Here is a 12,801-nt window from a genome sequence, read left to right as displayed (position 1 = left end):
TGGTAAGGCCCCCTACGGCTTTACGGCTTACCGCACTGCGAGACCAGCTTCTGCTCGTCCTCGGAGAGGCTGGGGCCCGGAGTGGGCGTAGCGGTGGCCGACGGAATCTTGGCGGTCTGGGTGGTCTGGGTGGTGGCGCCGGGGCCGGTCGTGTCGCCCGCATCGCCCTCGCCCGTACGCGCGTCCCTCTCGCGCTCTGCCTTCTCGCGCTCCGCCTCGGCCTCCGCCTTGCGGCGGTCCTCGGCTTCACGCTGCGCGCTGCGGCGCTGTTCGTCCTTCTTGCACGCCGAGGCCTGGGTGCCGAGTTCGGCGATCTTCTCGCGTGCGTCGGGGAGGCTGCCCTCGGTGATGGTCGCCTCGACCTGCTTGCGCTGGTAGGGCGGGAGGTACTTGAGTTCGATCTCGGGGTGGTCCTTCTCGACCTTCGAGAGCGAGACCCAGGCCAGGTCCTGGCTGATGCCCTGGTAGAGCGCGATGTGCTCTTCGTTGGCGCCGACGTAGTACTGGGTCTGGGTCCAGCGGTAGCCGCCGTACAGGCCGCCGCCGACGACGGCGAGGGCGAGCACGATGAAGAACGACCTCTTCAGCCACGTGCGACCGGCGCGCGGTTTGACGAAGTCCTCGTCGCTGTACGCGCCGAAGCCGGCGTCGGGGGACGTTCCGTAGCCGCCGTTGTCACCGCTGCCGGGGGGACCGAAGGCGCCGCCGGGCGCGGGCTGGTGGGGTACGGGCCTGCCGAGGCCGGCCGCGCGCCCGGCGGGGGTCTGCATGGCCCCGCCGTCGTGGTGCGGGAGCTGGTTCTCGGCGACCGCGCCGACGACGACCGGTGTGTCGTTGAGCTGCCCGGCCAGGGTGTCGTTGCCGTCGACGTCGAGGACGTCCGCGACGATGCAGGTGATGTTGTCGGGGCCGCCGCCGCGCAGGGCGAGCTGGATGAGCTCCTGGATGGTCTCCTGGGGGCCGTGGTAGCTGGCGAGCGTCTCTTCCATCGTCTGGTGGGAGACGACGCCGGACAGGCCGTCGGAGCAGATCAGATAGCGGTCGCCGGCCCGGACCTCGCGGATGGAGAGATCGGGTTCGACGTGGTCGCCGCTGCCCAGCGCGCGCATCAGCAGGGAGCGCTGCGGGTGGGTGGTGGCTTCCTCCTCGGTGATGCGGCCCTCGTCGACGAGGCGCTGCACCCAGGTGTGGTCCTGCGTGATCTGGGTCAGGACGCCGTCGCGCAGCAGGTACGCCCGGGAGTCGCCGACGTGGACGAGGCCGAGGCGCCGGCCGGTCCACAGCAGGGCGGTGAGCGTGGTGCCCATGCCCTCCAGCTGCGGGTCCTCCTCGACCATCATGCGCAGCTGGTCGTTGGCACGCTGCACGGCGGTGCCGAGCGAGGTGAGGATGTCCGACCCGGGTACGTCGTCGTCGAGCGTGACCAGGGTCGAGATGACCTCGGAGCTCGCCACCTCACCGGCGGCCTGGCCGCCCATGCCGTCGGCGATGGCGAGAAGGCGGGGGCCGGCGTAGCCGGAGTCCTCGTTGCCTTCCCGGATCATGCCCTTGTGCGATCCGGCGGCGAAGCGCAGTGACAGACTCATGCGCACCTCGCCCGTCGGCCCCGGGTACAACCGGTCCTGAGCCACACTGCCCGCCCTCCGGTCGGGAGCCCTCGGAGGTCCGCTGTGACGGCCGCCGCGGCTCGCTCGCTCCGCTCGCTCATTGTCGTACTACTTCCGCAGCTCGATGACGGTCTTGCCGATGCGGATCGGCGCGCCCAGCGGAATGGGGGTCGGGGCGGTGAGCCGGGTCCGGTCCAGATACGTGCCGTTGGTGGACCCGAGATCCTCGACGATCCACTGGCCGTCACGGTCCGGGTAGATCCTGGCATGCCGGCTGGACGCGTAGTCGTCGTCCAGCACGATCGTCGAATCGTGTGCCCGTCCCAGCGTGATGGTCTGCCCCTGGAGGGCGACCGTCGTGCCGGTGAGGGTGCCTTCGGACACCACCAGCTTGGTCGGTGCGCCGCGGCGCTGGCGTTGCTGCGGCGGTGCCGCGGCCTGTTGCTGGCGTCCGGTCTGCTGCGGCCTGGTTTCGGCGGGCGCGGTGCGGCGTGAGCCGCGCTGCGTGACCCGCGTACCGAACAGATCGCTGCGGATGACCTGGACGGCCACAATCACAAACAGCCACAGAACGGCCAGGAAACCTAGCCGCATGACCGTCAGGGTCAGCTCTGACATTGCCCCCGCTTCACCCTTCGGCTTGCCGATAAACGATGGTCGTGCTGCCCACGACGATCCGCGAGCCGTCGCGGAGCGTAGCGCGGGTGGTGTGCTGTCCGTCTACCACGATGCCGTTGGTAGACCCGAGATCCTGGATCGTCGGGGGGGTTCCGGTCCGGATCTCACAGTGCCGGCGCGATACGCCGGGGTCGTCGATCCGCACGTCTGCTTCGGTGCTGCGGCCCAGCACGAGCGTCGGGCGGGACATCTGATGGCGTGTGCCATTGATCTCGATCCAGCGCCGCGTCTGCGCACCGGGCATCGGGCCGGGGCCCGTGCCGGGGCTGGTGCCGTGTCCCGCGCCGGGGCCCGGCTGTCCGGCCGGCCTGCGGTCCCCGGCGGGCGGCTGGCCCGGCCTCGGGCCGTGCGACGGCGGCGGGGCCGAGGGCATGGGGGGCGCTCCGGGGGTGGCCGACGGCGGGTAGCCGTAGCCACCGCCACGGGGGGCGGAGGGCGCGGGGGTGTGCCGGCCGGGGCCGGCGCTCTGCGGGTCGGCCACTTGCGACGTACTCGAGGCGAGGGTGCGGCTGCGCACGCGGTAGAGACCCGTGTCGAGGTCTTCGGCCTTCTCCAGGTGGACCTTGATGGTGCCCATGAAGGTGTAGCGCTGCTGCTTGGCGTAGTCGCGGACGAGGCCGGATAGCTCGTCGCCGAGCTGGCCGGAGTACGGGCTCAGACGCTCGTGGTCCGGGGTGGAGAGCTCGACGATGAAGTCGTTGGGGACCACGGTCCGCTCGCGGTTCCAGATCGTGGCGTTGTTGTCGCACTCCCGCTGGAGGGCGCCGGCGATCTCGACAGGCTGGACCTCGGACTTGAAGACCTTGGCGAAGGTGCCGTTGACCAGACCTTCGAGCCGCTGCTCGAAACGCTTCAGGACTCCCATGGGGCACCTCCTCCGTCGTTGTCGTCCTGGTACTGCTTACTGATCGTATCCACGCGTCGGGAAATCGGCTGGTTCCCCTTGTCTGCACAGTGGATGAGTGTCACCTCTCACAGGGATCGTAGAGGTGGCCTCCTGACAGTGTCCCGCACACCGTGAGTGCTGTGGAGAAGCGGGGGACAGACGACGTCATTCCCTGGTCTGCTCCCCCGAACAACGGGTGTGAATCACCCCTCGCCACCGTGCTAATCTTCTGCATGTCGTCAGGCGCTCGCACAAACCAGTGAGAGATTCGAACGGCACCACTCATGCGCGAGTGGCGGAACGGCAGACGCGCTGGCTTCAGGTGCCAGTGTCCTTCGGGACGTGGGGGTTCAAATCCCCCCTCGCGCACTTTGGGGCACCGACGAAAGGTGCTCCGCAGCAACGACGAAACAGCCCGCATCATGATCATGATGCGGGCTGTTTTGCTATGTCCGGGCGGGTGGGTCGATTTCGGGACCCGAGGGCACACGACGGCCAGCGGCCGGTGCCGCTGGCAGTGGGGTTTCTCGCTTTGGTTGGTGCTCGGGGTGTGTCAGACCTCGGTGAGGCGGCCCTTGGGGGCCCAGGTGCCGAGGGGCTGGGTTTTGCGTCGGCGGGTGGGGCGTCGGCGGGGGCGTTCGCCGTTGAGGGCGACGGCGTCGGCCCAGCCGGAGAGTTTGCGCCGGTTGACGTGGGCGAGCTGGAAGGCGAGCAGGATCGTCTGGGCGGCGATGCCGCGGATGCGGCGGGTGCCGGCTGACTCGATGTGCTCGTGGAGGGGGTCTTTCCCGAAGCCGTTAATGCCCTCGACGCTGTTGCGGAGCCGGAAGTAGACGCGCTGCCAGTCCTTGGTGCCGTACTGCAGGGGCTGCCACTGAGAGGCCCCGGGCTGGGGCGGGATGGTCATGCTGCGCTGTGTGCAGACGGGGGGCGGTTTGGTGGGGCTGGGGGCGGGGTCGACGAGGGGGAGGTGGATTCCGGTGCCCATGGTGGGCGGTTTGAGGGGGCACTGGACGCGGCGGGCTTCGGCGGGGCACATCATCCGGCGGTGACCCTCGGTGTCGGCGGCTTCCTTGGGCATGAGGAGGTGGGCGGTACGGGCGCGGATACGTTCGATCCAGGTGGTCTTGTCGATGCGCTTGGCGAGCAGGTCGACCGTGGCGTTGACCAGAGGTGCGGACATGGAGGGGCAGTACCAGGACCCCTCGACGAGTTGGGCTCCGCCGATGCCGTCCTGCACGCCGAGCTGGTCTTTGGCGTAGTCGTAGACCGGCTGGTAGCCCATGGCGCGGATGGGCAGGTGGAAGATTTCGGGGCGTTGGTCGTTGTAGAGGCGGTCGCCGGCGAGGTAGCCGCGCGGGTAGCGGGGGTCGACGTGCTGGAGGGCTTCGACGGCGACTTGGCCGGGGCGGCGGCTGGGCTTTTCGACGGAGAAGGCGCAGATCAGGGCTGGGATGGCGGCGGGGTTGGCTGAGCCGTCGGGGAGTGGGGCTCCGTCGTGTTCGGGGTCGCGGGCGACGATCAGTGTCGCGTCGAAGCCGTACAGCTTTTTCTTGGCCCTCTTACTCTTGGCCTTGCCTGCGGATTTACCGCCCTTTTTGGCCTTGGGCGGAGGCGGGGTGAGCTCTTGGAGGGCCAGGGGATCCTCGTGCCCGGCGGTGCGGACGTACCAGCCGCCGTCGGGGTCGGTTGAGGTGACGTCGCTGTCGTGGGCGAGGCCTTTCGCGTAGGTGCCGATGACGGTGGCGTCGACGACGCAGGAGCCGTCCCACGTTCCTTCGAGCAAGGGGTGGGCGTGGCGCAGCGACATGCTGAGGATCTTGTTGGAGACGCGCAGCTGCGGTCGAGGACGTCCTTGTCGGCCCGGGCTTGCAGTTCGGCTGCGTAGGCGATGTCGATGCGGTGATTCTTGGGCAACAGGGAGGGATCGATGGCGTCGATGACATTGTGGAAGAGGCGCCGCACGACCGCGTAGAAGGCCTCGTAGCCCCGATCGTTGTCGGGGTAGTAGGGGATGCCGAAGCGGTGGCGCATGGTGTCGCTGACGCCGAAGGCCAGCAGGTCGGCGGCGGTGCACAGGGTGACGGTCCCGGAGTGCATGGCGGAGCATAGGCACATGCCCAGCAGCAGGCCCTCGACGTTGAGGTGGCGGCGTCGCCCGGTGTGCTGTTTGACCAGGGGCGCGATCTCGCTGACCAGGTTCTCGGCGTCGAGGTCGGCCAGTACCTCCAGTACGTCGTTGTCGTCGACGGTGACACGCCGGGCGCGGAGTTTGGCGATGCGTTCATGGCGTTCGAGCCGGCTGGTCATCACAGCCCCTCAGGGAGGCTGCGACCTGCTCGGCGGGCAGGTTGCGGACGTAGGGCATGACACGGTCGATGGAGCGCAGAGTGGTCAGCCCGGCCGCCGCCATCAAGGTCGGCAGGTGCATGCGGGCCTCGACCGCGTCGACGAGCCAGGTGGCACGGGCGCGGCCCATCAGCAGAGGTGGGGCGCTGGGCGAGGTCTTGGTGCGGGCGATGAAATTCCGGAGGTGGCCGATGGCGCCCTTGGGTGCGGTGACGGGCAGGGTGTGCTCGCCGAAGACGGTGCGCAGGGCGAGGGCTTCGGCCCGGCCGCCGGCTGGGGTGGCGGTGGCGTGCGCGTTGATGTGGACGACGTCGTCGGGGGTGGCCGCGGCGTCGGTGAGGGCTTTGCGGATGGCGGTGGCGACGCCCTGGCCGTCGGGGCGGGGTGCGGTCATGTGGTGGGCGTCGGCGGACAGCCCCCATCCGGCGGCTTCGCAGTAGATCCTCGCCCCGCGCTGGAGGGCGTGCTCTTCGTCCTCGAGGACCAGGAATCCGGCGCCTTCACCAAGGACGAATCCGTCGCGGTCCTGGTCGAAGGGCCGAGAAGCGTTCTCGGGTCCGTTGGGGCCGGTGGAGAGGGCGCGCAGGGAGGCGAAGGCCGCCATGATCGTGGGGGTGATCACGTCCTCGGTACCGCCGGCCACGGCCACGTCGACGTGGCCGCCGCGGATCCGGTCGATGGCCGCGCCGATCGCCTCGGTCCCCGACGCGCAGGCGGACACGATCGTGCGGGCTTCGGCCCGGGCGCCGAGATCGATCGCGATCCGCGCGGCGACCACTGACCGTTCTGCTCCGTCCCGCACCAAACGCCCCACCGCCGCCCTCACCCGACGATCCAATGGACAGGCGCAAGGCCGTCCGAGGGTTCAGGCCGACCGGAGCGGGCCATCGAAACCGCGTCTTCCATCTCCTGTCCACCGACCCCGAGCGGACCTGGCGCCCCCTGGAGGTCGCCACCATCCTGAAGATCGAAAACGCTCGGAGCTTCGCGACACAGATGAGTCAGTGGGCAGTCGAAGGACCTCCTCCGCAAGGTCGGATACGGGACCTACACCCTCTCGGAAGCATGGAAAACGACCAACTTGACGGCCGTCGGGCCGGCTTAAGGGCCTGCGGAGAAACAAGTCGTTGCTTCCGCTGTTGCTCGTCGTTGTTGTGCTATGGGGATGTCGGAGGGGGCCGAGGCGGGCCTGGCGGCGAAGTTCCAGGCATTGTTGCCGCATCTGGACGAGCGCCAGCGCCGGTTAGCCATGGGAGCGGAGGCTCGGTCGCTGGGGCATGGCGGGATCAGAAAGGTGGCCCGGGCGGCCGGGGTGCGTGAGGGCACCGTCTCCCGCGGGGTCGCTGAACTGGAGGCCGGTGCGGCCCCGTTGGGCCGGACCCGCCGGGAGGGCGGAGGCCGCAAGCGCGCGGTGGATCTCAACCCTGGGCTGCGGCCCGCACTGCTGGCCCTCGTCGAGCCGGACATGCGGGGTGATCCGATGTCGCCGCTGCGCTGGACGACGAAGTCGACCCGTCATCTGGCCGGCGAGCTGACGGGGCAGGGGCACCGCATCTCGGCGGAGACCGTGGCCGACCTGCTGCGTGAGGAAGGATTCAGCCTGCAGGGCAACGCCAAGACGGTTGAGGGCAGGCAACACCCGGACCGCGACGGCCAGTTCCGCTATATCAGCGAGCGGGCCAAGGACTACCAGGCCGCGGGGGACCCGGTGGTCAGCGTCGATACCAAAAAGAAGGAGGTGGTCGGCAACTACAAGAATGCGGGCGTCGAGTGGCACCGCGAGGGCGACCCGGTCCGGGTGCGGACGCACGACTTCCCGGACCCGGAGCTGGGCAAGGCCGTCCCGTACGGGATCTATGACCTGACTGCGAACACCGGATGGGTCAGCGTGGGCACCGACCATGACACCGCCGCGTTCGCCGTGGAGTCGGTCCGCCGCTGGTGGAACGGCCAGGGACGCGACGACTATCCCCACTCCCGGCTGCTGTTGATCACTGCGGACGCGGGCGGCTCGAACGGCTACCGCACCCGCGCCTGGAAGGCCGAACTGGCCGCCCTGTCCCTGGAGACCGGCCTGGAGATCACCGTCTGTCACTTTCCGCCAGGTACTTCAAAATGGAACAAAATTGAGCACCGGCTGTTCTCCCACATCACCATGAACTGGCGCGGCAGGCCGCTGACCAGCCATGAAGTCATCGTGAACAGCATCGCCGCGACCACCACTCGCACCGGACTCAAGGTCCACGCCGAACTCGACACCTCCGCCTACGAGACCGGAGTCCGGATCGGCGACCGGCAGATGGACGCCTTGCCGCTGCACCGCCACGAGTGGCACGGCGACTGGAACTACACCCTCCGTCCCGAGGCGTTCGCCCAGGTCAATGACGCACCGGACCCCTTCGACCAGCCCAGCCCCGACCTCGCCTGGCTCTGCCACCCCGCCCTGACCGGAATGCCGGCCCAGGAATGGGACACGCTCATCACCACGATGACCACGCTCCACGAGGACCAGCGCGAGAAGAACCTGGATAAACGGCGCGGTCACCGCCCACGGCTCCAGGCCCCCGGCACCGGCCGGCGCCCCATGCTCACCCTCGCCGACCGGCTCCTGGCCACCGTCCTCCACCAGCGGCTCGGCCTGCCCCAAGTCGCCGTCGCCACCCTCTTCGGCGTCTGCCCCGAGACGATCAACAGGCGCATCCGCGACATCCGCCAGCTCCTGAAGACGATGGAGCACACCATCACGGCGGCCAGCTGCCAACTCGCCACACTGGCACACCTCTACGACCACGCGAGCGCGGTCGGCATCGCCCTCCCGCCGGAGATCAAGACGGCGAGTTAATGATCCGCAGGCCCTAACGACGCGGCATTGCGCGGGCCCCACGGTTCTTGATCTCGGTCAGCACCGTCTGCCAGTACTTGGCGCCCTCTCCGCCGTCGCCGGCCCACAGGCCCAGGATCTCGCGGTAGCCGTCGGCGGTGACCGCGACGGCCACGTAGATCGGCCGATTCGCGACATGGCCGTCACGGATCTTCACGTGCACCGTGTCAATGAAGACGACCGGGTAGACCGCGTCCAGCGGGCGGGTGCGCCACTCCGCCATCGATTCCAGGGCCTTGTCGGTGATCGTGGAGATGGTCTCCTTCGTCGTCGTCATCCCGTACGTCTGGGCAAGATGGGAGACGATCTCGCCGGAGGTCAGTCCCTTCGCGGTCAGCGAGAGCACCAGATCGTCCAACGCACCCGTACGGCGGGCGTACTTGGGCAGCAACCGGGGCTGGAAGGTACCCAGCCGGTCCCGGGGGATCTGCACCGTGACGGCTCCGACCTCCGTCATCACCTTCTTGCTCCGGTAGCCGTTACGGGTGTTGCCACCCGAGCGCGAACCGCGTCCGCCGAGACGGCCGGCCCCGGCGGCCAGATGCTCATCCATCTCGGCTTCCAGGGCGGACTGCATCAGGTGCTGAACCAGCTCCACCAGCAGCCCGCCCTCACCCATCAGCCGCAGTCCCTCTCCGCGGACCTTCTCGGCCGCGAGCGCGGCCAGCTCCTCCAGCAGCTCACTGGACAGACCGTTGTGCGATACCGGCATCGACTTCACGTCGGCACCTTCAACGCCATCGCCGGCCTCCGCAAGCGACACGCCCTCCACGGTCTCGATCAGGTGATCAGCTGTCGTACTCATCAGGCTCACTCCTTCGGGGAGATCCACACCTGATTCATGACACTCCCTCGGCCGTGAACGCAACGTACGTAAACCCGCCGGGCGGCGGGGGTCGGATCGTTCGGGCAGTCGATGCGATGCCCCCTGTCGCTCCCTAGGCTCGCTTCTGTGGCGCAATCTCGATCATGTGCCATATCGACCTTTGCTTGAAAACGGGGCATAGTGCACAAGAATTCGTTGATCATCATTTCTGATTCACTTCCACTGCGGCAGAACATCCGGCGGGCAGTCGACCAGGTCGACGACCTTGAGGTTGTGGAGGAGCGTGCCGGTTATCGGGCGCTGGAGCAGTCCGCACATGACCGGATCGATCTGGTTCTGATCGACACCGCGGACATCCCTGCGGCAGAGCTGCGCACCGTGGTGGATTACCTCCGGGCGGTGCCCCACTCGCCCAAGGTCGCGCTGCTGGCGACGGGGGTCGCCGCCGACATGGCTCTGGCGCTCCGGTCGGGTGCCCATGGTGTGCTGACGAGGGACATGGTGCCCATTGACCTCGTCCGGGCGCTTCAGTTGGTCGCATCGGGCTGTTGGGCGGTTTCCGCCGCGATGACCCGGCACGTGCCGGGGGGACCGATGTCAGCGATCGGCGCCTCGTCGCAGGAGCGGATCGCCTCGCTCACCGAGCGGGAGCGGCAGGTGCTGTTCCTTGTCGCCGAGGGGCTGTCGAACGGGGAGGTCGGCCGACGGCTCTTCCTCAGCCCGGAAACGGTCAAGGAGCATGTGAGCCGCATCCTCGGGAAAATGCGGGTCGCCAACCGCATACAGGCGGCCGTAGTGGCGGCCAGGTGCGAGCTCGTACACCTCTGATCTCTGATGCGCATTCCATCCCCCCGAAAGGGGGGTTGGAATCAGTAGCCGGTGGCGAAAGAGTATGACCAGCAGGCAGCCGGACGGGGGGAATGGCTATGGGTAAACTGACACGAGAGCGCGTCTCCACAGAACAGCCGGGATTCGCACCGGTCGATCTGGAGAAGGTGCCCGCAGTCGACGCACTTCTGGAACGATTGGGGCTCGGTCCGTTCGACCGGGATTCGCTCGTCGCTCCGGTGGGCCGCAACGAAGTGTGGGCGGGCGACACCGCCAGCGGCCGTAAGGCCTTCGTCAAGCATCTGGTCGGCGGGGAAGACGATGTACGTGCAAGAATCCGACGCTTGTTGTCTTTCGAGCGATTCTCCGCGGAAGTCTCGTCCAGCGCCTTGCGTGGTCCGGAATTCCTGGGCTGTGACGAGGAAGCGCGGATAGTCGTCTTCGAGTATCTCGAAGGCGCGCGGAGCGGCGCGGAGTTGATGGTCGACGAGACGTTCGACGATGTGCTGGCCCACGCAGTCGGCCGGGCTATCGGTCTCCTGCACGATAGCCCGGTGCGCGACCCCGGAGACCTGGACCACTCCGCACCCGAACTGCCCTCGCCAGCGCTGCTGCAGGCGCTTCCCCAGCGGATGTTCGACCACCTCAGCTTCGGCGAGCTACAGACCTGGCGGCTCATGCAGAGCGACCCCGCGCTCATCGCGGCGGTGACGGGCTTGCGCGCCCGGGAAGAGAAAGCACCCCGGGTGCCGGCCCACTGCGATTTGCGTGTGGATCAACTGTTGGTCACGGACGAGGCGTTCCATATTGCCGACTGGGAGGAATTCCGGCTGGCCGACCCAGCGCGTGATGTCGGCGGATTCGCCGGTGAATGGCTTTACCGTTCCATCCTGGACATCGCGACCTCCCGTGGGGATGCGGTTTTCATGGAAACCGATCTCACACATGAGTCGGTTCTGCGGCGGGGCGCGGAAAAGATCGAGCGATTGCGGCCGCGCGTTCAGAATTTTTGGGAAGGATATCGCGAGACCGCCGGCCGGGCCGATGCGGAACTCGCTGTGCGGGCCACCGCTTTCGCCGGCTGGCACATGCTGGACCGGATGATCGCGGGCAGTCCGCAACGCGGCCGGATTTCCGGGATCGAACGCGCGGCTGCCGGTGTCGGACGAGGAATATTGCTGAACCCCGAGCGGTTCGCCGCCACACTTGGATTGGGGGAAACGGCGTGAAGGGCGTGAACGAGGCCAAAGAGGCCGTGGTCGGACTGTCCGCGGCATTGCGGTCGGCGGTCGGCGGCATATCGGTCTCGCAGGACAGGACGTCAGCGACCGTGGCCGGCCAGGAATTCACGGCCGACGATCCGCGTGCCCTGGAGTCCCTGCTCGCCGGCGCGCTCTACGAGACATGGCACGCAGGCCGCCGTGAGGGGGCGGAGAACCTCCCGCGACAGCTGAGGGACGCCGAATTTGAGCAGGCACTGGGCGAGGCCGTGCCGCATGAGCACACCTCGGTCGGCGTGCTCGTGTGCGCCGCTCCGGCGCGGTCCACCGCGGGCGTGGTGGAGGCGGTCGTGCAGCGGGACGGGGTGCGAATTCGTGTCGCACGGGAATCCGTGGAAGGGGCCGGCGGCGGAACCGCGGACTGGGTTCCTGGTGACCGGATCACGCTGCGGGTGCCAGCCGCGCGCCCCGCGCTCTCGCCCGGGTTCTTCCTGGTCGACGGATCCATTCCCGGGAGCGGCTCCGGTGGCACGGTCCGGCTCTATGTCCACCTCACCGACTCGCAGAGTGCTGTCGCTGTATGGGGACGGATCCTGAGCCACCTGGAGGAGCGGCAGGTGCCCTACCGAGCCAAGGTGCTCTCCTCGAGACTGCTGTATCCCCGGCGTGACGCCCTGGTGGTCTATCTCGAACAGGATGCCTGGGCTGCCGCTTTTGGGCTGGCCGAGGCCGTCGTGGGGAGCCCTGGGGTGGGGGAGGAGACCTCGGTGTTCACCCATCGGCTCGGGCCCGGTGTCGCACTGGCCTGGGAACCGGAGGATCGGCGTCAGTCGATGCGGGGACTGAGTTTCGGCCAGCACCGGGCGAGCGCGGTGGCCAAGGCCGTACTTGACAGCAGAAAGACCGGAAACTCCGTGGAGTGCGAGCTGCTCTCCCAATTCGCGGAGGCCAATATTGATCCCGCCGATCCGGCGCGCAATTCCACGTCGCCCCAGTTGTTCTGAGGCGGTTGCAGGGAGTGAGTGCACGCATTCCCTGTTTTCGCATCAGCCAGTTACTGAAACAGGGAGAAAAACCATGGGCGACAACGCCTCGATGATGGAGCTCATCGCCGGTTACGACGCGTACGCGAGCGCCAACGAGCTCAACACTCAGGCGGCCGTCGACGCGCCGGCCACCACCCCTGTCTGTGCCGCCGCCACCGGTGCCGCCGCCGGCAAATGGCTGGCCTCCGCCGCGGTCAGCGCCGCCGGCGGTGCCACGTACAAGATGGGTTGCTGATCCAGCCACCCGGCTGAACAGCCTCACCTGCACACACGTATGTCAAAAACGGAGGAGGTGAATTCAATGACAGAGAAATTTCTCATCGAAGAGATGGTCACGGGCTACACGTCGTATGCCGAGACCGATGAGCTCAATGTGACCGCCATGGTCGACGCTCCGGCGACGACTCCCTTCTGTGGCGCCGCCGCGAGCTTTGCGATCAGCTACATCACGACCAATGGTCCCGGCTAGATCACCCTCTC

Annotated in this window: 11 protein-coding genes, 1 tRNA gene and 1 pseudogene; 7 read left to right on the top strand and 6 right to left on the bottom strand. The window is 68.0% G+C overall.

The features are described 5' to 3' along the window. Window positions 1–20 precede the first annotated feature (20 nt). The 3 genes from ACU6WZ_RS13785 to ACU6WZ_RS13775 form a co-directional block, all read right to left on the bottom strand. Window positions 21–1,586, bottom strand: a complete 1,566-nt coding sequence (locus ACU6WZ_RS13785; RefSeq protein ID WP_447033694.1) for a PP2C family protein-serine/threonine phosphatase — start codon at window positions 1,584–1,586, stop codon at window positions 21–23. 129 nt (window positions 1,587–1,715) lie between these two features. Further along, entirely contained in the window at window positions 1,716–2,225 is a 510-nt protein-coding gene (locus ACU6WZ_RS13780; RefSeq protein ID WP_447033692.1) for an FHA domain-containing protein FhaB/FipA, read from the bottom strand. 10 nt (window positions 2,226–2,235) lie between these two features. Then, on the bottom strand, window positions 2,236–3,150 hold the full coding sequence (locus ACU6WZ_RS13775; RefSeq protein WP_447033690.1) for an FHA domain-containing protein: 915 nt from the start codon (window positions 3,148–3,150) through the stop codon (window positions 2,236–2,238). Window positions 3,151–3,457: 307 nt separating this feature from the next. On the opposite strand from ACU6WZ_RS13775, the gene ACU6WZ_RS13770 reads away from it, so the two are divergent. Next, window positions 3,458–3,540, top strand: a tRNA-Leu gene (locus tag ACU6WZ_RS13770). A 184-nt stretch (window positions 3,541–3,724) separates the two neighbouring features. Here ACU6WZ_RS13770 and ACU6WZ_RS13765 read toward each other — a convergent pair. Next, entirely contained in the window at window positions 3,725–4,981 is a 1,257-nt protein-coding gene (locus ACU6WZ_RS13765; protein WP_447033688.1) for a hypothetical protein, read from the bottom strand. Window positions 4,982–5,455: 474 nt separating this feature from the next. Continuing rightward, a complete protein-coding gene (locus tag ACU6WZ_RS13760) occupies window positions 5,456–6,298 on the bottom strand; it encodes a beta-ketoacyl-[acyl-carrier-protein] synthase family protein (RefSeq protein ID WP_447033686.1) in 843 nt (280 codons plus the stop codon). 381 nt (window positions 6,299–6,679) lie between these two features. On the opposite strand from ACU6WZ_RS13760, the gene ACU6WZ_RS13755 reads away from it, so the two are divergent. After that, window positions 6,680–8,362, top strand: a complete 1,683-nt coding sequence (locus tag ACU6WZ_RS13755; RefSeq protein ID WP_447033685.1) for an ISAzo13 family transposase — start codon at window positions 6,680–6,682, stop codon at window positions 8,360–8,362. 31 nt (window positions 8,363–8,393) lie between these two features. On the opposite strand, the pseudogene ACU6WZ_RS13750 reads toward ACU6WZ_RS13755, so the two are convergent. Continuing rightward, a pseudogene (locus ACU6WZ_RS13750) lies at window positions 8,394–9,113 on the bottom strand (IS256 family transposase); the annotation flags it as partial. A gap of 309 nt (window positions 9,114–9,422) precedes the next feature. Here ACU6WZ_RS13750 and ACU6WZ_RS13745 point away from each other — a divergent pair. The 5 genes from ACU6WZ_RS13745 (at window position 9,423) to ACU6WZ_RS13725 (ending at window position 12,790) form a co-directional block, all read left to right on the top strand. Beyond that, window positions 9,423–10,055, top strand: a complete 633-nt coding sequence (locus ACU6WZ_RS13745; protein ID WP_447033684.1) for a LuxR C-terminal-related transcriptional regulator — start codon at window positions 9,423–9,425, stop codon at window positions 10,053–10,055. 98 nt (window positions 10,056–10,153) lie between these two features. After that, complete coding sequence (gene lxmK, locus ACU6WZ_RS13740; protein WP_447033683.1) at window positions 10,154–11,284, top strand: class V lanthionine synthetase subunit LxmK; 1,131 nt, start codon at window positions 10,154–10,156, stop codon at window positions 11,282–11,284. Between the two features lie 5 nt (window positions 11,285–11,289). After that, window positions 11,290–12,279, top strand: coding sequence for a T3SS effector HopA1 family protein (locus tag ACU6WZ_RS13735; RefSeq protein WP_447033681.1), 990 nt, complete (start codon window positions 11,290–11,292; stop codon window positions 12,277–12,279). Window positions 12,280–12,352: 73 nt separating this feature from the next. After that, a complete protein-coding gene (locus ACU6WZ_RS13730; protein ID WP_447033680.1) occupies window positions 12,353–12,556 on the top strand; it encodes an LxmA leader domain family RiPP in 204 nt (67 codons plus the stop codon). Window positions 12,557–12,622: 66 nt separating this feature from the next. Then, window positions 12,623–12,790, top strand: coding sequence for a hypothetical protein (locus tag ACU6WZ_RS13725; protein ID WP_447033678.1), 168 nt, complete (start codon window positions 12,623–12,625; stop codon window positions 12,788–12,790). The last annotated feature ends 11 nt before the right edge of the window (window positions 12,791–12,801 follow it).

This window comes from Streptomyces hypolithicus (assembly GCF_052934925.1).
This window is presented reverse-complemented; position numbering and strand designations above follow the sequence as displayed.